The sequence below is a fragment of the Salegentibacter tibetensis genome (genome assembly GCF_020164485.1).
GTDB classification, from domain to species: Bacteria; Bacteroidota; Bacteroidia; order Flavobacteriales; family Flavobacteriaceae; genus Salegentibacter; species Salegentibacter tibetensis.
In genome coordinates, this window is the sequence record NZ_JAIQZA010000012.1 from 44,983 (window position 1) to 67,565 (window position 22,583).

At 36.9% G+C, this 22,583-nt stretch carries 20 protein-coding genes; 16 read left to right on the plus strand and 4 right to left on the minus strand.

Annotated features, from left to right (window positions below; all coding sequences use genetic code 11):
* Positions 1-122 precede the first annotated feature (122 nt).
* From LB467_RS08165 to bshA, 7 genes are all read left to right on the plus strand, one after another.
* The gene (locus LB467_RS08165; protein ID WP_224473545.1) at positions 123-1,229 is read left to right on the plus strand and encodes an N-acetylmuramoyl-L-alanine amidase family protein; all 1,107 of its coding nucleotides are present in this window, start codon (positions 123-125) and stop codon (positions 1,227-1,229) included.
* Between the two features lie 53 nt (positions 1,230-1,282).
* Positions 1,283-2,239, plus strand: a complete 957-nt coding sequence (locus LB467_RS08170; RefSeq protein ID WP_224473546.1) for an MlaD family protein — start codon at positions 1,283-1,285, stop codon at positions 2,237-2,239.
* A 6-nt stretch (positions 2,240-2,245) separates the two neighbouring features.
* Positions 2,246-3,586, plus strand: a complete 1,341-nt coding sequence (locus tag LB467_RS08175) for a (Fe-S)-binding protein (protein ID WP_224473547.1) — start codon at positions 2,246-2,248, stop codon at positions 3,584-3,586.
* A 113-nt stretch (positions 3,587-3,699) separates the two neighbouring features.
* Positions 3,700-4,491, plus strand: a complete 792-nt coding sequence (locus LB467_RS08180) for a (Fe-S)-binding protein (RefSeq protein ID WP_224473548.1) — start codon at positions 3,700-3,702, stop codon at positions 4,489-4,491.
* A gap of 176 nt (positions 4,492-4,667) precedes the next feature.
* Entirely contained in the window at positions 4,668-5,153 is a 486-nt protein-coding gene (locus LB467_RS08185) for an ABC transporter ATPase (RefSeq protein ID WP_224473549.1), read from the plus strand.
* Positions 5,153-8,080 carry a glycoside hydrolase family 3 N-terminal domain-containing protein gene (locus LB467_RS08190; protein WP_224473550.1) on the plus strand — a complete coding sequence of 976 codons (2,928 nt, stop codon included), beginning with the start codon at positions 5,153-5,155 and terminating at the stop codon, positions 8,078-8,080. Before LB467_RS08185 ends, LB467_RS08190 begins: the two co-directional genes overlap by 1 nt.
* A gap of 119 nt (positions 8,081-8,199) precedes the next feature.
* A complete protein-coding gene (bshA, locus tag LB467_RS08195) occupies positions 8,200-9,333 on the plus strand; it encodes an N-acetyl-alpha-D-glucosaminyl L-malate synthase BshA (RefSeq protein WP_224473551.1) in 1,134 nt (377 codons plus the stop codon).
* A 181-nt stretch (positions 9,334-9,514) separates the two neighbouring features.
* On the opposite strand, the gene LB467_RS08200 is transcribed toward bshA, so the two are convergent.
* On the minus strand, positions 9,515-10,015 hold the full coding sequence (locus LB467_RS08200) for a hypothetical protein (RefSeq protein WP_224473552.1): 501 nt from the start codon (positions 10,013-10,015) through the stop codon (positions 9,515-9,517).
* A 139-nt stretch (positions 10,016-10,154) separates the two neighbouring features.
* Between LB467_RS08200 and LB467_RS08205 the strand changes: the two genes are divergently transcribed.
* Positions 10,155-13,073, plus strand: coding sequence for an FAD-binding and (Fe-S)-binding domain-containing protein (locus LB467_RS08205; RefSeq protein WP_224473553.1), 2,919 nt, complete (start codon positions 10,155-10,157; stop codon positions 13,071-13,073).
* 1 nt (position 13,074) lies between these two features.
* On the opposite strand, the gene LB467_RS08210 is transcribed toward LB467_RS08205, so the two are convergent.
* Together LB467_RS08210 and LB467_RS08215 are read right to left on the minus strand one after the other, a co-directional pair.
* Entirely contained in the window at positions 13,075-13,746 is a 672-nt protein-coding gene (locus LB467_RS08210; RefSeq protein WP_224473554.1) for a GlxA family transcriptional regulator, read from the minus strand.
* A 659-nt stretch (positions 13,747-14,405) separates the two neighbouring features.
* Positions 14,406-16,085 (minus strand): SWIM zinc finger family protein, encoded by a 1,680-nt coding sequence (locus LB467_RS08215; RefSeq protein WP_224473555.1) that lies wholly within the window; start codon positions 16,083-16,085, stop codon positions 14,406-14,408.
* A gap of 149 nt (positions 16,086-16,234) precedes the next feature.
* Between LB467_RS08215 and LB467_RS08220 the strand changes: the two genes are divergently transcribed.
* The 7 genes from LB467_RS08220 (at position 16,235) to LB467_RS08255 (ending at position 20,532) form a co-directional block, all read left to right on the plus strand.
* The gene (locus LB467_RS08220; protein ID WP_224473556.1) at positions 16,235-16,615 is read left to right on the plus strand and encodes a VOC family protein; all 381 of its coding nucleotides are present in this window, start codon (positions 16,235-16,237) and stop codon (positions 16,613-16,615) included.
* A gap of 25 nt (positions 16,616-16,640) precedes the next feature.
* A complete protein-coding gene (locus LB467_RS08225; protein WP_224473557.1) occupies positions 16,641-17,585 on the plus strand; it encodes a VOC family protein in 945 nt (314 codons plus the stop codon).
* Positions 17,586-17,589: 4 nt separating this feature from the next.
* Entirely contained in the window at positions 17,590-18,456 is an 867-nt protein-coding gene (locus tag LB467_RS19315) for an SRPBCC domain-containing protein (RefSeq protein ID WP_317196353.1), read from the plus strand.
* A gap of 206 nt (positions 18,457-18,662) precedes the next feature.
* On the plus strand, positions 18,663-19,094 hold the full coding sequence (gene tnpA / locus LB467_RS08240; RefSeq protein ID WP_224473558.1) for an IS200/IS605 family transposase: 432 nt from the start codon (positions 18,663-18,665) through the stop codon (positions 19,092-19,094).
* 325 nt (positions 19,095-19,419) lie between these two features.
* On the plus strand, positions 19,420-19,854 hold the full coding sequence (locus LB467_RS08245) for a VOC family protein (protein ID WP_224473559.1): 435 nt from the start codon (positions 19,420-19,422) through the stop codon (positions 19,852-19,854).
* 35 nt (positions 19,855-19,889) lie between these two features.
* Positions 19,890-20,108: a DinB family protein gene (locus LB467_RS08250; protein WP_224473560.1), complete on the plus strand. Its 219-nt coding sequence runs from the start codon at positions 19,890-19,892 to the stop codon at positions 20,106-20,108.
* A gap of 205 nt (positions 20,109-20,313) precedes the next feature.
* Positions 20,314-20,532, plus strand: coding sequence for a hypothetical protein (locus tag LB467_RS08255; RefSeq protein ID WP_224473561.1), 219 nt, complete (start codon positions 20,314-20,316; stop codon positions 20,530-20,532).
* On the opposite strand, the gene LB467_RS08260 is transcribed toward LB467_RS08255, so the two are convergent.
* Complete coding sequence (locus tag LB467_RS08260) at positions 20,533-21,327, minus strand: UDP-2,3-diacylglucosamine diphosphatase (RefSeq protein WP_224473562.1); 795 nt, start codon at positions 21,325-21,327, stop codon at positions 20,533-20,535.
* A 176-nt stretch (positions 21,328-21,503) separates the two neighbouring features.
* On the opposite strand from LB467_RS08260, the gene aroC reads away from it, so the two are divergent.
* Positions 21,504-22,568 (plus strand): chorismate synthase, encoded by a 1,065-nt coding sequence (aroC, locus tag LB467_RS08265; protein WP_224473563.1) that lies wholly within the window; start codon positions 21,504-21,506, stop codon positions 22,566-22,568.
* The last annotated feature ends 15 nt before the right edge of the window (positions 22,569-22,583 follow it).

The window sequence follows — 22,583 nt, forward strand, 5'->3', positions numbered from 1 at the left end:
TTTTTGTAAAGAATGGCTTGCTTTTTGCAATTTCAAAATTACATATATTTTTTCAGCTTAGATTTGAGATTGACTGAAAAAAGTAATTAAAATAATCAGCCTAAATTTAGCGTTATCTTTTTATGAGAACGAACCTACTTAAACTTTTCGTATTTTTTTTCATTTTTCCTGCAAGCTTGCAGAATTTATTCGCTTTCAATGATAAGCCGCGAGACCGTTTCGTAGTGGTACTTGATGCAGGTCACGGAGGGAAAGATCCCGGTAATATGGGAAATGGTTTTAAGGAAAAAGATATTGCGCTCAATATTATTCTAAAAATTGGCGAGGCTTTAGAAAAGCAAGGGGGTATAGAAGTGATTTATACCCGTGATTCTGATGTTTTTATTCCTTTAGATAAAAGGGCTAGGATTGCCAACGAGGCAAATGCCGATCTTTTTGTATCGGTACACTGTAATTCACATAACTCCCAGGCTTATGGCACCGAAACTTTTGTTTTAGGGCTTCATAAAACTGAAGAAAACTTTGAAATTGCAAAAAAGGAAAACTCGGTGATTTTTTTAGAGGAAGATTATGAAGTAACCTATGGAGGTTTTAATCCTAATTCTCCTGAATCTTATATAGGGATGGCTTTAATGCAGGAAGAATATCTAAATCAAAGTATTCTTTTAGCCGATTTTGTACAGAAAAACTTCACGAACGATCTAAAAAGAAAGAATCGTGGTGTAAAACAAGCCGGATTCGTAGTATTAAAAATGGCGGTAATGCCAAGTGTTCTTATAGAAACAGGATTTTTAACCAATAATCACGAAGGCCCATATTTAAATAGTGGAGGGGGGCAAAATAAAATGGCTGCTGCAATTGTAGAAGCTATAGAGAAATATGCGAATAGTATTAACTTATCTAACCTGGAAAGTATAGGAGGTGTATCGGCTCCGGTTCCAACCTCTCAAAGCGAGATTTATGAAGGAATTACTTTTAAAATCCAACTGGCAGCTGGTTCTAAACGACTGGAGACCAAACCCTATAATTTTAAAGGTTTAAATAATGTAGAACGCGCAAGGGAAGATGGAATGTATAAGTATTATTACGGTGCCACTTCAGATTATATTAAAATAAACAAACTTCATAGTGAGACAAAGCAAAATGGATATCCATCAAGTTATATCGTGGCTTTTAGGAATGGTAGCAAGATTACAGTTAATGAGGCGTTAAAATCTAAGGTGAATTAACGGCTCTTTTCTATTTTATTTCTAAATTTGTCCGTATCCTAAAAAAATAGCTTTTGAAATTTACACGTGAAGTAAAAACTGCATTACTAGCAATAATTGCTATCCTCCTACTAATTTTTGGTTATAGTTTTTTAAAAGGTAAAAACCTTTTGGATTCCAGTAGAACATTTCATGCAATTTATAACGATGTAGAAGGATTATCTCCCTCCTCGGCTGTTACAATTAATGGACTCAAAGTTGGCCAGGTAACCAAAATCGGTTTTCTTGATGAACAGGGTACCCTTGTAGTTAGCTTTACTGTAGAAAATGACTTCCAGTTTTCAAACAATAGTACCGCTCAAATTTATGGTGGTAATATAATTGGCGGAAAATCTTTAGCTATTATTCCAGACTACGAGATTGATGAAATGGCAAAATCTGGAGATACTCTGCAAAGTGATATAGAAGAAGGAATCATGGAGTTGGTAAACGATAAGTTAACCCCGCTTCAGGACAAAGTTGAAAATACTATAGTTAGTGCCGATTCCCTGGTTACGGCAATTAATAGAATTCTGGATGACAGTACGAGATACAATATTCAAAACACTTTTAAGGATCTTAGCGCGACTGTAGCTTCATTTAAAGTAACCGCAAATGAATTGGAGGGAATTGTAGGCCGAAACTCGGGAAAACTGGATAGGACGTTCACCAATCTTGATGAAATGAGTACTAATTTCAACTCCTTTTCAGATACGCTAACTCAAATGGATATTGGAAAAATTACCAAGGATCTTGAAAAAGTAGTGGCCGATTTTGAAAGTGTTTCAGATAAATTAAATAATAAAGAGGGTACCGCCGGGAAGTTAATTAATGATGATGCGGTTTATAACAACCTGGACAATGCTACTAAACAGTTGGAACAATTACTTGAGGACGTAAAACTTAATCCTAAACGATATGTGCATTTCTCTGTCTTTGGAAAAAATGCAAGACCTTATCAGGAACCAGAAGAAGAGGATTCAATTAAATAACCAACTATGCAAATTATTGCCCAAGTCTTATTTTTAATAGCCTTAGTAGTAGGTATCGGATTTTTTATACGGAACATCCGCAGGTTATTAAGAAATATCAAGTTAGGAAAAGAGGTAGACCGCAACGATAATAAAGGAGAACGTTTTGCTAAAATGGCAAGGATTGCTTTTGGCCAGAGCAAAATGGTTAAAAAACCGGTTTCTGGATTGCTTCACGTGATTGTTTACGTAGGTTTCATAATAATAAACATTGAAGTTCTTGAAATTATTATAGATGGTTTATTCGGTACTCACCGTGTCCTGTCTTTTATGGGCGGCTTCTACGATATACTTATTGCTTCTTTTGAAGTATTAGCTTTATTGGTTCTAATTGGAGTAATTGTATTCTGGATAAGAAGAAATATCTTAAATATTTATCGCTTTTTAAGCCGGGAATTAAAGGGATGGCCTAAAAATGACGCCAATTACATTCTTTATTTTGAAATGGTACTTATGGTACTTTTCCTGGTAATGAACGCTACAGATTATCAGCTTCAGCTAAATGGAGCGCCGCATTATACGAGTGAAGCAGGAATAACCGGAAGTTTTCCAATAAGCCAGTTTTTGTTGCCTATTTTTGAAGGAATGAGTACTGCAACACTCATTATTATTGAAAGAGCAGCCTGGTGGTTGCATATTTTAGGAATTCTTTTCTTTTTAAATTACCTGTACTACTCCAAGCATTTGCATATTTTACTGGCTTTTCCAAATGTTTATTTTTCAAAGCTTCAGCCACAAGGAGAGATGAATAACCTGCAATCGGTTACCGACGAAGTTAAATTGATGATGGATCCCGATGCAGATCCTTTTGCTGCTCCTGCAGAAGAAGAGGAAGGTACTGAACCCGATAAGTTTGGAGCTTCAGATGTTTTTGATCTTAACCAGGTGCAATTATTAAACTCCTATACCTGCACCGAATGTGGAAGATGTACTGCAGAATGTCCCGCCAACCAAACCGGTAAAAAGCTTTCTCCCAGAAAAATTATGATGGATACCCGTGATAGATTGGAAGAAGTAGGGGAGATCATCAATACAAAAGGAAAATACGAAGATAACGGGAAGCAATTACTGGACGATTTTATATTACGTGAAGAACTTTGGGCCTGTACTACCTGCAATGCTTGCGTGGAAGCCTGCCCGGTTGGCATAGATCCACTTTCTATAATTTTAGATATGCGTCGTTATTTAGTGATGGAAGAAAGTGCTGCTCCAAACGAACTTGCCATTGCAATGACCAATATTGAAAACAATGGAGCACCCTGGCCTTACAATCAACAGGACCGATTGAACTGGGCGAAAGAAAATTAATTTTTCTGAAAGTTTATTCAAAATCCTACAGGAAAGCACAGAAGGTTTTATAATAATATTTTTGAATCACTGGACTGAAAAAGTCTTTTGAATAAAATTAAAAGAGATTAGATATGGCAGAAGCATTGAAAGTACCAACAATGGCCGAGTATATGGCCGAAGGCAAAAAACCTGAAGTCTTATTTTGGGTTGGTTGCGCCGGTAGTTTTGATGACAGGGCAAAAAAGATCACCAAAGCTTTTGTGAAACTTTTACACGAAGCGGGCGTAGATTTTGCTGTTTTAGGAACTGAAGAAAGTTGTACCGGAGATCCGGCAAAGCGTGCAGGGAACGAATTTCTCTTCCAAATGCAGGCGGCTACGAATATTGAAGTCCTTAACGGTTATGAAATTGAAAAAGTAGTAACTGCTTGTCCACACTGCTTTAATACCATAAAAAATGAATACCCTGCCTTAGGTGGAAATTACGAAGTAATGCACCATACGCAATTTTTAAAAGCTCTTCTAAACGAAGGAAAATTAAAGGTTGAAGGCGGGAAGTTTAAAGGAAAACGCATCACTTTTCACGATCCCTGTTATTTAGGCCGTGCTAACGGAGAATATGAGGCACCTCGTGACTTACTTAGAAAGCTTGAAGTAGAGCTAGTAGAAATGCGTAAATGTAAATCTAACGGACTTTGTTGCGGTGCCGGTGGAGGACAAATGTTCAAAGAGCCTGAGCCCGGTAATAAAGATGTAAATATTGAAAGAACCGAGCAAGCTATGGAAGTAAAACCAGAAGTTATTGCTGCTGGTTGCCCGTTTTGCAACACGATGATGACAGATGGGGTAAAAGGTAAAGACAAAGAAGATAGCGTGGCTGTTATGGATGTAGCAGAGCTCATTGCTAATGCCCACGATCTCTAATAATCTTCCCAGATTGATATAAAATTTATAATTAAAAAAGCTTGAGATTTCTACTCAGGCTTTTTAGCATTTCACCTCTTACTTAGAGAGTGAAAAATCAAACGTTAAAACCCAAAACTATACTTGGGACAACAGCTAAATCAGTTAGTTTTGTAAAAATATAATTTAAGCAATTTATGTTAGTACCATTCGAAAATCTACCCGATTCTTCAAGGGTTTGGATATACCAGGCCAACCGTTCTTTTACAGCTGAAGAGTTGGAAGAAATACAAAGCCGCTTAGACCAGTTCGTAACACAATGGACTGCTCATGGAGCAGATTTACAGGCCGGTTATCTCATAAAATACAAGCGATTTATCGTTCTGGCTTTAGATCAGGAAATCAATGCAGCTACCGGCTGTTCTATAGATGCTTCTGTACATTTTATTCAGCAATTAGAGAAGGAATTCAATGTAGACCTTCTGGATAAGATGAATGTTTCCTATAAACAGGGAGAATTCATAGCCTATAAAACGCTTACAGATTTTAGAAAAATGGCGAAACAAAAAGCCGTTTCTCCTAAAACCATCGTTTTTAATAATCTTGTAAACAATAAAGCCGAATTTCTTTCAGATTGGGAAGTTCCCGCTTCTGAAAGTTGGCATAATCGTTTCCTTAATTGATGAAATTTATTTTTGCTCCGAAAATCTTCCTCTTAACCTGCTTTCTTTTTGTTTCTTCCCAGCTTTTATCGCAAAATAATCCTTTGCTTACTGAAGATGCTGAAGCTCAAAAACAGTGGGTAGATAGCGTTTATAATGCAATGAGCCTTAAAGAAAAAATAGGGCAGTTGTTTATGGTAAGTATTGCATCAGAAAGTGGTGCAGATTATATTAATAAGGCTAAAAAACAAATTGCTGAAGAATATATTGGTGGAGTTATTTTCTCCAAAGGTGGGCCGGGAAAACAGGCTAAATTAACCAATGAGTTTCAGGAACTTTCCAGCACACCTCTTCTTATAGGAATGGATGCCGAATGGGGACTGGCTATGCGCCTGGATTCTACCTTTGCACTACCCTGGAATATGACGCTGGGTGCTATTCAGGATAATAATTTAATTGAAGAAGCCGGTGCAGCAATTTCCCGTCATACCAAAAGATTGGGGGTGCATATTAATTTTGCTCCGGTAGTAGATATTAATACCAATCTCAATAATCCGATTATTGGAAATCGAAGTTTCGGGGAAAATAAAATTAATGTAGCGGAAAAATCCCTTGTTTTTATGCGTGGGATGCACCGCGAAGGAATGCTCTCCAGTGCCAAACATTTTCCCGGTCACGGTGATACCGATGCAGATTCGCATAAAACTTTACCAACTATTCCGTTTTCCAAAGAAAGGTTAGATAGTTTAGAGTTATACCCGTACTATCCCTTGATTACCCACGGGCTTACCAGTGTTATGGTGGCCCATTTAAATGTTCCGGCACTTCAGGAAACTCCTAATACGCCATCTTCGCTTTCAAAATCAGTAATCACAGATCTTCTAAAGGAAAAAATGAATTTTGAAGGCTTGGTTTTTACCGATGCACTTAATATGAAGGGGCTTACGGATAATACAGAACCCGGAGATGCAGAGTTAAGAGCTTTTTTAGCAGGAAATGATATGCTTTTAATGCCGGAAAATATAGAAGTTGCTTCAGAAGTGCTCGTCAATGCCTTTAAAAATAATATTATTAGTCCCGGGAGATTAGCTCATTCAGTAAAAAAGATACTTCAGGCAAAATATAAAACCGGCCTGCATCAACAGAAATTAGTACAGGAAAATTTTCTTTCCGAGGAACTCAATACCGTGCGTGATCAGGTTTTATTAGAAGAACTTTTTGAAAACGCGCTTACACTTATAAAAAATAATAAAGGTGTTTTACCGGTTAAAGATCTTGAAGAGACTAAAATCGCTTATGTTAATTTTGGAGATGCAGATGGAAGTGTATTTTTAAAGGAATTAAAGAAATATGCACATATAGACTGGGTTTCTGCAGTAAGGCTAAATGATTTACAAGAGAAATTAGCTTACTATGATTTGGTGATTTTAGGTTATCATAAATCGAATAACAATCCCTGGGCTTCCTATAAATTTTCATCCGGAGAATTGCATTGGATTAGTCAAATTTCCAAAGAAAATAAAACGGTGCTAAGCCTTTTTTCAAGTCCGTATGCACTAAGTGAACTCCGCGGACTCAATGAATTGGATGGGATTCTGGTTAATTATCAAAACCATCCTATTGCACAGGAAAAAGCTGCTCAGTTAATATTTGGTGCTATTGAGGCCAGAGGAAAGCTTCCTGTAAGTATAGGGAATAATTTCCCGGAAGGTACCGGTTATCAAACAAATAGTCTTGATAGATTAGCTTACGGTTTACCCGAAAGTGTTGGTTTAAATTCCTATAAATTAGGCCGAATTGACAGAATAATTACTGAAGCTATCGATAAGAAAATGACTCCCGGGGCTCAAATTCTAATAGCCAGAAAAGGAAAAATTGTTTATAATAAAAACTTTGGGCATCATACTTATGATAAGCAAATCCCGGTTTCAGATACTTCAGTTTACGACCTAGCTTCCTTAACTAAAATCCTGGCAACATTACCTTTGATAATGGAACAGGAAGAAGAAGGAATTGTAAACTTTGACAGTACGTTAGGAGAAATGATGCCTGTTTTTCAAAATTCAAATAAAGCCAATATTCGCTTGCAGGATATGTTGATGCATTATGCACGATTAAAATCGTGGATTCCTTTTCATATAAATACTATAGATCGAAAAACCCGTTTACCTTCTGAAAATTATTTCCATAAAACGCCTTCTGCTACTTTTAATACGAAAGTGGCCAACGAAATGTATCTTAGAAACGATATGCAGGATACAATTGTAAATATTATAAAGGACAGCGACTTAGAACGAAATTTGAATTATAAATACAGTGATCTACCGTTTTACATACTGAAATATTACCTGGAGGCTTATTACAATCAAACCCTGCATAATCTAACGCAAAAGAAGATTTATAAGCCATTAGGAGCTACACATACAGGGTATTTACCAACTTCCAGATTTCCTTTGGAGCAAATTGTACCCACTGAAATAGATAAACTCTGGCGAAGACAGCTTATTCACGGTGTGGTTCACGATCAGGGTGCAGCTTTACAGGGAGGAATTGGCGGTCACGCTGGACTTTTTAGCACTGCTAACGATGTCGCCAAAATAATGCACGTTTACCTCAATAACGGGGTTTACGGCGGAAAAAGATATCTTAACGAAGAAACAATTTCTAAATTCAACACCTGTTATTATTGTGAAAAAAATGTAAGACGTGGCGTTGGATTCGACAAACCCCAGCTGGGAAGTTCAGGACCAACCTGTAATTGTCTTTCTATGCAAAGTTTTGGTCATAGTGGCTTTACAGGTACTTTTGCCTGGGCAGACCCCGAAGAAGAAATTGTTTATGTATTTTTGTCTAATCGTACTTTTCCCGATTCTACTAATAGAAAGTTGATTCGGGAAGATGTTAGATCAAGAATACAGGAAGTTATTTATGAATCTATAGATTTTTAGCCAACATATTCCAGGCTATCATATAAATTGGGGGATGAGTCCACGAGACTTTAATTTGAAAATAAAAAATTCGGCGCCTGCGTCGCTATATTCTCACTCAGTGAGTAAAATCAAACTTGATGAAAATAGCCATTGTTTGTTATCCTACCTTTGGAGGTAGTGGAGTGGTAGCCACAGAGCTGGGTCTTGCCCTTGCGAAACGCGGTCACGAAATACATTTTGTTACCTACAGTCATCCTGTTCGTTTAGATCAGCTTTCCAGTAATGTGCGTTTTCACGAAGTACATGTACCAGAATATCCGCTTTTTCATTACCAGCCTTATGAACTTGCATTGAGTAGCAAACTTGTAAATGTGGTAAAGCAATTTGGAATTGAACTCCTGCACGTTCATTATGCAATTCCACACGCGTATGCCGGTTATATGGCTAAAGAAATGCTTGCTGAAGAAGGGATTAATCTACCAATGGTAACGACACTTCACGGTACCGATATTACTTTAGTTGGAAATCATCCTTTTTATAAACCAGCAGTTACTTTTAGTATTAATAATAGCGATGTGGTGACTTCGGTTTCTCAAAGTTTAAAGGAAGACACTTTAAAATTCTTTAAAATTAGAAACGAAATTGAAGTAGTTCCCAATTTTATTGATTGCAGCAAATACGATAAAAAAGAATTTACCGATTGCCAGCGTGAAATGATGGCCGATAAAAAAGAGAAAATCATCACACATATCAGTAATTTCAGAAAAGTAAAGCGTATAGATGATGTGATCAGGATCTTTTATGAAATTCAGAAGAAAATAGATGCCAAGCTAATGATGGTAGGAGAGGGTCCTGAAAAGGAAATGGCAGAGGATTTAGCCGATGAACTCAACATCTCAGATAAAGTGATGTTTTTAGGTCAAAGCCACGAAATCGACAAGATTCTGTGCTTTTCAGATTTATTCCTGCTGCCCTCAGAAAAAGAAAGCTTTGGGCTTTCAGCCTTAGAAGCTATGGTAAATGGGGTAGCTGTAATTTCCACAAATACCGGTGGCCTTCCGGAAGTTAATCAAAATGGTATTTCCGGTTATTTAAGCAATGTTGGGGATGTTCAGGAAATGGCTGCAAATGCCTTAAAAATCCTTGAGAATGAAGAAATCCTTGAGGAATTTAAAAACAACGCCAGGAAAGTTGCTGAAAAATTCGATATAAAAAATGTAATGCCGCTTTATGAGGATGTTTATGAAAAGGCTTTACAAACTACCGTATAAAAAAAGAGGCTGTTTAAAAAGTATCCTTATTTTGTCAAGCTGACTTGTTTCAGCTTCTAACATGTTTTAATTATTAACATCTTAGATCCCCTATAAAAATCGGGGCAGGCTCTGAAATAAATTCAGGATGACAATTTTAAAACTTTTTAAACAGCCTCTATACTTTAATTTATTCTCTTATCTAGAACTGGTATCTAACTCCTAATGCGATATCTGGAGAAAAATCATTCAATACAGCGTTGTCACTAAAGAACCCTAATTCTGGTCTAAAGTCTAATGAAATCAATAAAGGAATATCAAAATTATATTCAATACCTATATCTCCCGCAAGGAACAAATAAGTACCATCGTCATCAAAATCATCACCTCTTTGGCCATCAACACCTAGGATTCCGGCACCGGCACCAACATACCAGTTAAATCCACCTTCAATATTCCAAACCCATTGATAAAGACCGGTAAGCTTAAAGGCATCATAATTTTTACTATCACGCCAACCAAGGTCTAGTTCCAAACGGTTGTTGTTAGTTCCTAAAGCCCTTTGGTAAGAGATTTCGGCTCCAACACCATCACCACCACCAAATCGCAGTCCGAGGGCATTGTCTGAAATAGTTTGGGCTTCAGCCTGATTATAAAATGTAGCGCCGATTACAAAAGCGGCAAGTAAAATTAATTTCTTCATAGTTAGTGTTTTTAGATTTGTTAGCAAATTTAAATGTTAAAACATCACTTGAAACGTAGGCAAAGCCAATCTATTGTTAATATTGTTTAAAAATCTGTTAAGCGTATTAGGGGAATTTTTCTATTTTTAACCCAATATTATGAAAGAAAAACTTAACCTATTCTCCCGGCAAATTGACGGTCAGTTATATGACGATAAATTGTGGCGCTCAATTTACGCTACCGATGCTTCCGTTTATCGGGAAATGCCTTTGGCGGTCTGCTATCCAAAAAGCGAAAATGATTTAAAGAAGCTTATTCATTTTGCAAAAACTAATAAAACTTCATTAATCCCAAGAACTGCGGGAACTTCACTGGCAGGCCAGTGTGTAGGTGATGGAATCGTGGTAGATGTTTCCAAACATTTTACAAAAATCATAAAAATAGATAAGGAAGCTAAAACCGTAACTTTACAACCCGGCGTTATTCGTGACGATTTAAACAGGGTTTTGAAAGAAGACGGACTTTTCTTCGGGCCAAATACTTCTACTTCCAACCGTTGTATGATTGGCGGAATGGTGGGGAATAATTCCAGCGGAACTACCTCTATTAAATATGGTACCACCCGCGAAAAGTTAGTTTCTTTAAAAACAATTCTGAGCGATGGGAGTGAAGCTGAATTTAAAGATATCTCAGCGAAAGAATTTCAGAAAAAATTAAAGCTCGAAAATCTGGAAGGCGAGATTTACAGGAATATCCACAAACACTTATCTTCTGAAGAAAATAAAAAAGAACTGATTGAAAAATATCCGCCTAAAAGTTTACATAGAAGGAATACCGGGTACGCTATAGATGAACTACTCTATGCTGAAGTTTTTTCTGAAGGTTCAAATGAGCCTTTAAATTTATGCAAACTTCTTTGTGGAAGTGAAGGCACACTTGCCTTTACCACCGAAATCACGATGAAGCTGGATGATCTTCAACCACCCGAAGCAGCAATGATCGCAGCCCATTTTAATAGTATTGAAAGCTGTATGCAAGCCGTGGTACCGGTAATGGAACACTCCCTCTTCACCTGCGAGATGATGGATAAAACCATCCTGGATTGCACCAAACAAAACCTGAAATACAAAGAAAACCGATTCTTTATTGAAGGAGACCCCAAAGCGATTTTAATGCTGGAAATACGGGCAAATACTGCTGAAGAAGTCCAGGAGCAAAGTCAGCAGGTCTTGGAAACCCTAAAATCTTCCAATTTAAGTTATGCTTTTCCTGTTTTAATGGGCGAACAAATAGAACTTGCGATGGAGTTGCGTAAGGCAGGTCTTGGATTATTGGGAAATATCGTGGGAGATAAAAAAGCGGTTGCCTGTATTGAAGACACTGCGGTGGCAATTCCATATTTAGCCGATTATATTGCTGAATTTGCCGAAATCATGAAAAATTACGGCCAGGATGCGGTGTATTATGCCCACGCTGGCGCCGGGGAAATTCATTTACGTCCAATTCTGAATTTAAAAAAATCTGAAGAAGTAAAGCTCTTTAGAAGTATTACAACTGATGTTGCCAAACTGGTAAAGAAATACAACGGTTCCTTAAGCGGTGAACACGGAGACGGTAGGGTAAGGGCCGAATTTATTGAGATGATGATTGGCCCTAAAAATTACCAGATTCTCAGGGATATTAAATACACTTTTGATCCCGATAATATCTTTAACCCCGGAAAAATTGTTGATACCGCACCAATGGACACCTCGCTTCGTTATGAGGTAGACAGAAAAGAGCCTGAAATTTCAACCTTAATGGATTTCTCTGAATCTGAAGGGATTCTCAAACTTTCTGAAAAATGTAATGGTAGTGGCGATTGTAGAAAATCTGCTGAAGCGGGCGGTACCATGTGTCCTAGTTATCGTGCTACAAAAGATGAAAAAGATACTACCCGCGCCCGCGCAAATACACTTCGCGAATTTTTGACCAATTCAGATAAAAGCAACCGATTTAACCATAAAGAAATAAAAGAGGCCTTTGATCTTTGTATAAGTTGCAAGGGGTGTAAAAGTGAGTGCCCTTCCAGCGTTGATGTTGCTGCTTTAAAGGCTGAATTTCAGTATCAATATCAAAAAGAAAATGGCAAAAGCTTTAGAAGCAAAGCTTTTGCAAATAATGGCAAAATGAACGCTCTGGCTTCAAGAACCCCAGGGATTGCCAACTTTTTCTTTAAAAATTCCTTTACTTCTGGTATCGCTAAAAAGATGATGGGTGTAGCACCGGAAAGGAATTTACCAATTTTGGCAAAGCGAACGCTTGCCAATTACTATAAGAAGAACAAGAAGCGTTTTCAGCTTGAAAATCCTATAAAAACGGTTTATTTTTTCAACGATGAATTTACCAATTTCCTTGATTCAGAAATAGGAATTGATGCCTTGGAATTATTGCATAATCTCAACTATAGAATAGAATTTGTAAAACACGAAGAAAGCGGCCGGAGCCATATTTCTAAAGGTTTTCTGGAAGAAGCAGAAGACTTTGCCAATAAGAATATTAGCATATTTAAGGATGTTATTTCTGAAGAAACACCTTTAATAGGTTTGGAGCCTTCGGCAATTTTGACTTTTCGGGATGAATATTTGCGTTTGGCCGATAATAAAACCGAAGCCGAAAACCTTGCGAAAAATTCATTTATCATTGAAGAATTCCTGAAAAAAGAAATCGCGCTTGGAAATATAAATTCAGAACAATTTACTTTAGAAGAAAAAACGATCAAAATCCACGGACATTGCCACCAAAAGGCACTCTCAAATACCGCAGTAACTTTTGATATTCTCAACCTTCCGAAGAATTATAAGGTGAGCATAATTCCATCAGGTTGCTGCGGGATGGCAGGTTCTTTTGGTTATGAAAAGGAACATTATGAAGTGAGTATGAAAATTGGGGAGCAAACTTTGTTCCCTGCGGTTCGAAAAGCTTCTGAAGAAACGATTATCTCAGCCAATGGTACAAGTTGTCGCCACCAGATTTTTGATGGCACCCAACGCAGCGCGATGCATCCGGTGAGTATTTTAAGGGATGCTTTGATCTAAATTAAGCAGTTACCCTGGCTCGGTTGTATTTATTACGGTATTGCACCGGGGAAATTCCGGTTATTTTCTTAAATGTATTTCGAAACGCTTTTTCGTCTGAATAACCGACTTCATACATTACTTCGCCCACTTTCTCGCGTGAAGTTTCCAGGCTTCGTTTGGCAGCTTCCACTTTTACGCGTTGTGTGTATTGGCTAATAGTATTATTGGTTGCTTTTTTAAATCGGCGTTCCAGGCTTCTGCGGCTTACAGCAAATCGGTTGGCAAGATTGTCTACATTTATTTTTTCTTGAAAATGAGCTTCAATATATTCCTGTACTTTTTTCACGGTCGGGTCTTCGTGACTTTTCTGACCTTCAAAAATTCGAAATGCTGATTGTTCGGCTTTGTCCATATCAATCATAAAAGCTTTGGAAGTAAGAATTGCCATTTCCCGACCGGCGTATTTTTCAACTAAATATAGGAGTAAGTTCAGGTAAGAATATGCACCACCGCTGGTGTAAATTCCGGAATCTTCAGTTAAAATTTTATCCGGTAACAAGTTTGCTTTGGGGTAGCGGGATTTAAAATTTTCAGCGTGAATCCAGTGAGTTGAACATTGTTTCCCATCTAAAAGTCCAGTTTCTGCCAGGAAAAAAGCCGCCACACATAAACTGGCAATTTCGGTTCCCAATTTATACTGTTTCTTGAGCCACGGATAAAATCTTTATTTCGCTCAAGAGCGATTTCCGGTTCGTCGTGGATGGCCGGGATAATTATAAGATCTGTTTTTGTGATCTCATCAATCATTTTTTCAGGGTTTACCGAAAAAAGCCCGTTGGTTTGCTCGGTAGGTTTGGAGATACCTACCAGTTCATTTTCAAAAAGTGGTTCCCTACCTCATTGTTGTAAAAAGCCATTCACCTGGTTGAAAATTTGATGGGCACCCACAATATTCACCAAACTGGTATGGCCTTTAGGAATTAGGATGGAAATATGCTTTTTCATTTAAACCTTTTTTAAGTTGAAATTCAGAAGTCTTAAGTTAATGTAAATCTGATAGTTTCAATTTCAGGCTTAAACAAAAATTAAAATTCCTGCAGACAAACCTTTGTCACATTGCCTGTTTAATTTTGATTATCACTTTAAACCAAAAACTTATAGCAACTCAAAAAGTATTTCTAAGCATCCTGAACATTTTTGTTAAAAAGTTCTTCGGAAGGATTGATAAACACCTATGATTATATGGCCGAAACCATATCTTTTTCTGAACCGCGCAACACCTTAATAAGAATTGCCACAATTCGGTCAAATCGTTTTAGGGCTTCAGGAATATAAGTTATCTTAATTAGGTTATATTTTGTTTAACTCATCCATAAAAGCGGGTCGGTTATTATATTGTTCTCTCAGATTTTTTATTAACTCATCGGCTTCAGCAACACCTCCTAAGTTTTTCATTCGTTTTAAATATCCGCAGGCAGTTTGATAATGGTTCCTACCCACATTTTTACTTAAGTATTTTGAAATCTGTTCGGTGTACATTTTAAGCAAATCAGGAGTGTAATCTGTAGCAAGATATGGTTCATAATATTGAAGATTTTGTAAATATGGATTAATTTTAAGATAGGATAACAGTTCTTTCCACATTGCCTCCTTGATATATATCTTAGTAAGCAGTTCATTTTTAACCCTACCGTGTTGGTTTTTTATTTCGCTTAATAAATCCTGTACAAAACCCGGCCAATCTTCCCTGGGAATTTGTGCCCTAAGCACCTCAAAATAATCTTGTTCGTTCCTGAAACTATCAATAAATAAAATGCGTGCGTATTTGATAATTTCTTCTGAATCTTTCATTGTTTGCGCAATCTTTAAAAGCCAATTATACCATTCGGTAACCAATCCCGGCTTATCGATTTTGTTATGTTCAATCCCGTCTTTACATATTTCTTTCGCCTTTTTAAAATTTTTATGTTTCACTGCTTTTTCAATTTCACTGCGCTTTATGGCAGGATTGTCCAAATGATGCTCAATAAAATCAGCTACCTCATCTTCATCTTTAAACTGCCTTAAGATTGATAATTGAATGGATTGAGCCTCTTCTATTTCGTATTTGCCATTTACTGTTTCCAGCAGTTTTAATATTTCATCAGCTTCATCTTCATTTTTAGAAAGGTTTTTCGCAATATTAAGCATGGACAGATGCCAGTTCCAACCCTCATATATTTTTTTCTGAAAGGATGTAAGGCAATAGGTAAAGAATGTAATTCTTAATTCTTCCGGAAGGTCTTCATTAGCAAGCTGATATAACATATTTTCGGCAAAATCTATATGATAGCCAATATCGGCATTACTATCATCACCAAATTCAAACGCAGCTGTCATCTCCTCTAGTAAAGCAGTATTAAAATAAAAAACCTTTTCAAAATCACTATTATTATAAAAAGATTGGGAATGATCAAGAAAGGGTTCCATAGCGCGTACCATTCTAGGCATTTCCGCCCAACCTATAAAACCGTCCCTTCCAGCTGCGCTATTTAATACAGATTGAATTTGTTTTGCAAAATAATCTTTGTTTTGACACTCCACCAAATCACTGAAACTAGCAAAAAAAGTATTTCTAAATTCCTGATTTTTTGTACAGTTTTCCTGAATAAATTTCCTCAATTCAACATCTGGAATTTTCACCAAAACCTCTTCTACCTGTTGGTATAAAGGTTTCCGGTTTTTAACTTTAGAAACCTCATTAACGTTCATACTTTTAATGGAAGTTTCTCTAATGGCAAATAAAACCGCTACCATATGTTTGCAAACAGGCCCATAATCATAGGGGCAATCGCAACTATGTTTAACAATTAAACCCTCTTCTAAAACCATTTTCACACAATATTCATCACTACCCAGCACTTGAGCTTCATAATTACCGGGTTTTATTTCTACCAGATTGTTTACCTGACTATCTTCAAAATAAGAAAAACCACGACTCAATATTTTTTCTTCAATGTAGTTTTCGAAACTTTCAAAAGGAATAAGCATATTTTTAAAATAAATTGATAATACGAAGATACTTCACTGATTTTAAAAACGTGATAATTTTGTCGTAATCTCCCCCAAAACTTGGCGTATTTCCCCCATACGATTTTATTATAAAGGGAGTAACTTTATGATAACCAATCAAAAGAGAAATGTTTCGGTATTCTATAGTATTCAGCAGCTTTTCGGTAAACGATATTGAGGTGGCGCAAGATTTTTATACAAATGTGCTGGGATTTTCAGTAAAAAATAATTCTATGGGAATTCTTGAACTTGAAATCCCGAACGCTAACAATATCATTATTTATCCAAAACCTGATCACAAACCAGCAGTTTTTACAGTAATGAATATTCCAGTGGAAAATATAGAGGTTGCTGTAGATCTCCTCACGGAAAAAGGAATTCAGTTTGAACAGTACGAAGGCGAGATTGCTACAGACGAAAAGGGGATTTGTAGAAGCGATGGAAAGGGACCGAACATTGCCTGGTTTAAGGATCCTGTGGGAAATATTTTATCGATTTTGGAAGATTGATGCATACCCAACAAATAACAATAAGATGAAAACACAAAAAATAATTCCTAATCTCTGGTTTAACCCTGAGAAATTTCCAGTTGAAAAAGCTGTTGAATTTTATAAATCGGTTTTTAAAAATGTCAAGATTGAAACGATTGCCCGTTATGGGGAATCGGAGAAGGAAATCCACGACCAAAAACCCGGCAGTGTGATGACAGTTAAATTTTCTATTGAAAACCACGAATTTGTTGGCTTAAATGGTGGGCCGTATTTTCAGTTTAATCCTTCGGTGTCCTTTTTTGTGCTTTGCAACTCGGAAGAGGAAATTGACGGGTTATGGGAAAAATTAAAAGAAAACGGACAGGTTTTAATGCCTTTAGATAAATACGACTGGAGCCCGAAATATGCCTGGGTTCAGGATAAGTTCGGGGTAAACTGGCAATTAATGCTTGAAAAATCTTCAACCACGCAACAAAAAATAATTCCCTGTTTTTTCTTTACCGGGAAAAGTCACGGCAAAGCCGAAGAAGCAGTACAATTCTATACTTCAGTATTTAAAAATTCGAATATTGAAGGAATTCTAAAATATACTGAAGAAGATAATAATGATTACGCTTTGGGAACAGTAAAGCACGCTCAATTTCAGCTGGAAGGACAAACCTTTATGACAATGGACAGCGGGATGGAAAACGACTTTCCGTTTAGTGAAGCCATCTCTTTTATTATCGATTGCCACACCCAGGAAGAAATTGATTATTACTGGAACAAACTCTCCGCAGTTCCTGAAGCTGAGCAATGTGGCTGGCTAAAAGATAAATTCGGAGTTTCCTGGCAAGTTGTGCCTGCAACGATATTAAATAAAATGATGCAGGATCCCGATAACGCAAAAAGGGAGCGCGCCATCGCTTCCTTTATACAGATGAAGAAATTCAATCTTCAGCAATTAAAGTCAGATTTTGAAGGCAAAATAACAACAATCAATAGATAAAATTATGGAACGAAAAGATTTTACGGCTACAATTAATGCGCCGCGTGAAAAAGTGTGGGACGTCTTATGGAGCGATGAAACCTACCCAAAATGGACGGCGCCATTTAGCGAAGGCTCCCGGGCTAAAACTGATTGGAAAGAAGGCAGCAAAGTGTATTTTTTAAATGCTGAAGGCGAAGGAATGGTGGCAGTGATCGATAAACGTAAAGATCCCGAGATTATGAATTTTAAACATCTCGGGATGGTTGATAAAAACGGGAATGAAGACCTGGAAAGTGAAAAGGTGAAAGCCTGGGCAGGAGCAATGGAAAAATATCGTTTAGAAGAGAAAAATGGGGAAACCCGTCTTACTGTTAATATGGATCTTGAGGACGAATACAAGGATTTTTTTCTAAAAACCTGGCCAAAGGCATTGGAGAAATTAAAAGAATTAGCTGAAGACGGCCACCCGATGCAAAACCCTATAAATATTTCCACCAGCATTAATGCACCGATTCACAAGGTTTGGGAAGTTTGGAACGCCCCAGAACATATTGAAAACTGGAATGCAGCTTCAGATGACTGGCATACCACTTCAGCTAAAAATGATTTACGCAAAGGCGGGAAAATATCCAGTAGAATGGAAGCCAAAAATGGTAGTGCAAGTTTCGATTTTGAAGGTGTTTATAATATAGTAAAACCTAAAGAACATCTTGCTTACACACTAACGGATGGAAGAAAAGTTAATGTAACTTTTAAAGCAAACGGTAAAACCACCGTTGTAGAGGAAAGCTTTGAAGCTGAAAGTGAAAATAGTCGTGAAATTCAGCAGCAAGGCTGGCAGGCGATTTTGGATAATTTTAAAAAGTATGTGGAACAGGGATGGGGCTAAAGTCCAGACTTTTTTATTATAGAATCAGTTGGCTGAATCCAACTGGAAATTAAATTCTCTTGAGATTTAGTAAGTATAAGTAATAGAATGCAAGTTTAAGAATCATTTCATCAACTTGGATATAGTAAACTATTGCAGTCAGCTTTAGCTGACTGAAAATAGAAATTAATAAATGAGTGGCTTTAGCCACATTAAAGCACAAAATTATGAGCTGGGTAAGAATTTGGATCCATGTGGTCTTTTCAACAAAAAACAGGACACCTTTTTTACAAACCAAAGAAATTAGAAATAAGTTATTTCAGCACATCAGGCAAAATGCAAGAGAGAAAGGCATCTGGCTTGATTGTATAAATGGTTATAAAGACCATGCACATTGTTTATTAACCCTTGGCAAAGATCAACAATTAAGTAAAGTGGTTCAGCTAATTAAAGGTGAATCTTCCTACTGGATTAATAAAAATGAGCTAATCTCCCACAAATTTATGTGGCAGGATGATTACTGGGCGGTAGGGGTGAGTGAGACACATTTACAAGCAGTTCGGAACTATATCTATAATCAGGAAAATCATCATAAATCAATGAATTTTAAAGAAGAAGTAAGTGAGTTTATGAGAAAATATGATTGGGAGTTTAAATGATAGAATCATGAGGCTAAAGCCCAATAATAAATGATTACAGAATTAGCATCAGTTGGTTGAAGCCAACTGCAATAGTTTTAACAAGAATATAAATCTATTTCTAAAAGTAAAATATTAATCGCAGTCAGTTTGAGCTGACTGTTAAAAGGTATTAAGAGCATAGTAGCTTTAGCCACATTTAAGCATTAAAACTTAAAACTAGATAATAAGAGATATTGTATAAAACTCGCTAAAGCCAATTATAATAAATTCATAACAAATACTAACCTGGCTTCAAAAAGATCTCTTTTTTGGGATTTTGAAGCTTTTAAAACCAAGTATTATCATGGCAACACTAAATCCTTATTTAAATTTTAACGGCAATACCGAAGAAGCCTTCAACTTTTATAAATCGGTTTTTGGAGGAGATTTTACCAATTTGATGCGTTTTAAAGAAATGCCACCGGGAGAAATAGGGGCAGATGAAATTCCTAAAGAATATGAAAATCAAATTATGCACGTTTCCCTGCCTATAGGTGACAGCGTTCTAATGGGATCTGATTGTATTGAAGAATTTGGGCAAAAAGCCGTTTTTGGAAGCAGCAATTATGTCTCGGTGACACCCAATAGCGAAGAAGAAACCCGACGACTTTTTAAAGAACTTTCTACTGGCGGTGAAATTGAAATGCCCCTGGAAGAAATGTTCTGGGGTGATCTTTTTGCCAGTTTTTCCGATAAATTCGGAATAAAATGGATGCTTAATTATGCGATGAAGAAATAAATATTCTTGGAAAAAATAACCAATAACTTATAATTATGAAAAATTCATTTTTCGGCATAACCTTGTTTTTAATAGCAAGCTTGCCACTTGCAGCTCAGCAAAACACCAATGACAAAGATTTTTTGCTAAATTATTTTGAGGAAACCACTCAAAACCTGGAAAATGAAATCTCCGGACTTTCAAAAGAACAAATGCATTTTAAACCTTCTGAAGAACAATGGTCTGTAAGTCAGTGTGTGGAGCATATTCATTAGAAAGCTTACGAAACCATATAAGTGATTCGCCTTATGGGACATTAGATGCTTATCAATCTATGTTATTTATTGCCGGGCATTCAGCGAGGCATACGCTTCAGGTTGAAGAAGTAAAAGCTTCGGAGGAATTTCCAGAACAATAATCATAGAAGGTTACGTCATTTAAAAATTTAAAACAAAACCTCTACCTAAACTTCAAATAAATATGGTTAAAGTCTTTAAAACCAATATTACAGATAAGAAATTGGCGAAAGAGTTTCTTAAGTCTATTCACTTAAATTTTCGAAGCTATAAAGCTAACTTTGATCTGGAAGATTGTGATAATATCCTTAGGATAGAATCTTTTAGCAGCGAAATTTGCAATGATTGTATTATTAATTTAATTACTGAAAAGGGTTACTATGCAGAAGAGTTGCCCGACTAATTATTTCTTAATCACGGTAATCGCGGCAAGTAAGGGTTTTTGAACCTTTTTGGTTTCGCTAAAATAAGCGAGGTTCCATTTTTTATCTTCATATTCCAGAACGCTTAGGTTTTCTACCCAATCGCCGGAATTTAAATACAGGCAGGTGCCTTTTTTATTGGTCTTTCTTATTATTTTGGGCTGGTGAATATGGCCGCAAATCACATATTTATAGCCGTTTTCAATTGCAAGATCTGAAACGGTTTTTTCAAAGTTGGTGATAAACCTGCCGGCACTCTTTACATTGTCCTTAATTTTTTTGGAAAGCGAATATTTCTTTTTCCCCAACCTTACCAAAATCTTGTTTAAAAAACGATTCACCAAAATTAACAAATCGTATCCCCAGCCACCAAGTTTAGCGATCCATTTTGCTTTTTGAATTCCAACATCAAACACATCACCGTGAAAAAACCAGGCTTTTTTGCCATCCAGTTCTAAAACAAGTTTATCGGTAATTCGTAGATCGCCGATTTGTGTATCGCTAAATTTTCGCAGGAATTCATCATGATTGCCGGTGATATAGATCACCTCGGTGCCATTGGTACTAAGATCAATAATCTTTTTAATAACTTCAAGATGGGGTTTTGGAAAATAACTTTTTCTAAACTGCCAGATATCGATAATATCCCCGTTCAATACCAATTTTTTAGGCTGGATGGTTTCCAGATACTCACTAAGTTCTGCGGCGTGAGCCCCAAAGGTACCAAGGTGTACATCTGAAATCACGACTATTTCTGGCTTTCTCTTGTTGGACAATTGCTTGGGTTTCAATTAGTACAAATAACAGCATTTGGATGCTTTGAAATCTTTAATTTGCTTTATTGAATATTTATCAAATCATTAATAAGTCAGGGATTTGTTAGCTTAATATTAAATCAACTTACATTTTCAAATATTGACTGAAAAAATTACATTTGTTCAAAATCACTAAAATGGCAGGAAATTCCTTCGGAAAATTATTTAAACTCACCACTTTTGGAGAATCCCACGGGCAGGCCATAGGAGGAATTATAGACGGTTGCCCTGCCGGAATAAAGTTGGATCTCGAAAAGATACAAACCGAACTCAACCGCAGAAAACCCGGTCAGTCGGCTATTGTAACCCAAAGAAAAGAACCCGATACGGTTGAATTTTATTCGGGAATTTTTGAAGGCGAAACCACAGGAACTCCTATTGGTTTTGTGATTAAAAATGCCAACCAGAAATCAAAAGATTATTCGCATATAAAAGATACCTACCGTCCCAGCCACGCCGATTATACTTACGATGAAAAGTATGGCGTACGGGATTATCGTGGCGGTGGAAGGTCGTCTGCCCGGGAAACTGCCTGTAGGGTAGTGGCCGGTGCGGTTGCGAAACAGTTTTTAAACGATATTCAGTTTAATGCTTATACAGCTTCAGTTGGAAAGATAGAGCTGGATAAAAATATTAAAGAGCTTGATTTCAGTCTTGTCGAAACCAATGCAGTACGTTGTCCCGATCCTTCTTCCGCAAAAAAAATGGAAGATTACATAAAGCAAATTAGAAAAGAAGGGGATACTGTTGGGGGAACCGTGCAATGCGTGATTAGAAATATGCCTAAAGGCCTGGGAGAACCGGTTTTTGATAAACTTCACGCCGAATTGGGAAAAGCCATGCTTTCCATAAACGCGGTAAAAGGTTTTGAATACGGCAGCGGTTTTGAAGGCACTAAAATGAAAGGCAGCGAACATAACGACCTTTTTAATGAAGATGGAACCACCAGAACCAATTTAAGCGGAGGAATACAGGGCGGAATTTCCAACGGAATGGATATTTATTTTAACGTGGCCTTTAAACCTGTGGCTACAATTATGCAAAAACAGGAAACTATAAATAAGCAAGGCGAAAATGTGGAAATGCTTGGGAAAGGAAGACATGATCCCTGTGTGGTGCCCCGCGCTGTGCCTATTGTTGAAGCAATGGCCGCTTTGGTGATTGCCGATTATTTACTTCAGAATAAAAGTTCAAAAATTTAATTGATTTAAATACTG

Bases quoted from the DNA above. Each gene is read 5' to 3' on its own strand.
- LB467_RS08165 (WP_224473545.1), top strand. From the start codon at position 123: ATGAGAACGAACCTACTTAAACTTTTCGTATTTTTTTTCATTTTTCCT.
- LB467_RS08175 (WP_224473547.1), top strand. From the start codon at position 2,246: ATGCAAATTATTGCCCAAGTCTTATTTTTAATAGCCTTAGTAGTAGGT.
- LB467_RS08180 (WP_224473548.1), top strand. From the start codon at position 3,700: ATGGCAGAAGCATTGAAAGTACCAACAATGGCCGAGTATATGGCCGAA.
- LB467_RS08185 (WP_224473549.1), top strand. From the start codon at position 4,668: ATGTTAGTACCATTCGAAAATCTACCCGATTCTTCAAGGGTTTGGATA.
- LB467_RS08190 (WP_224473550.1), top strand. From the start codon at position 5,153: ATGAAATTTATTTTTGCTCCGAAAATCTTCCTCTTAACCTGCTTTCTT.
- bshA (WP_224473551.1), top strand. From the start codon at position 8,200: ATGAAAATAGCCATTGTTTGTTATCCTACCTTTGGAGGTAGTGGAGTG.
- LB467_RS08200 (WP_224473552.1), bottom strand. From the start codon at position 10,015: ATGAAGAAATTAATTTTACTTGCCGCTTTTGTAATCGGCGCTACATTT.
- LB467_RS08205 (WP_224473553.1), top strand. From the start codon at position 10,155: ATGAAAGAAAAACTTAACCTATTCTCCCGGCAAATTGACGGTCAGTTA.
- LB467_RS08215 (WP_224473555.1), bottom strand. From the start codon at position 16,085: ATGCTTATTCCTTTTGAAAGTTTCGAAAACTACATTGAAGAAAAAATA.
- LB467_RS08220 (WP_224473556.1), top strand. From the start codon at position 16,235: ATGTTTCGGTATTCTATAGTATTCAGCAGCTTTTCGGTAAACGATATT.
- LB467_RS08225 (WP_224473557.1), top strand. From the start codon at position 16,641: ATGAAAACACAAAAAATAATTCCTAATCTCTGGTTTAACCCTGAGAAA.
- LB467_RS19315 (WP_317196353.1), top strand. From the start codon at position 17,590: ATGGAACGAAAAGATTTTACGGCTACAATTAATGCGCCGCGTGAAAAA.
- tnpA (WP_224473558.1), top strand. From the start codon at position 18,663: ATGAGCTGGGTAAGAATTTGGATCCATGTGGTCTTTTCAACAAAAAAC.
- LB467_RS08245 (WP_224473559.1), top strand. From the start codon at position 19,420: ATGGCAACACTAAATCCTTATTTAAATTTTAACGGCAATACCGAAGAA.
- LB467_RS08250 (WP_224473560.1), top strand. From the start codon at position 19,890: ATGAAAAATTCATTTTTCGGCATAACCTTGTTTTTAATAGCAAGCTTG.
- LB467_RS08255 (WP_224473561.1), top strand. From the start codon at position 20,314: ATGGTTAAAGTCTTTAAAACCAATATTACAGATAAGAAATTGGCGAAA.
- aroC (WP_224473563.1), top strand. From the start codon at position 21,504: ATGGCAGGAAATTCCTTCGGAAAATTATTTAAACTCACCACTTTTGGA.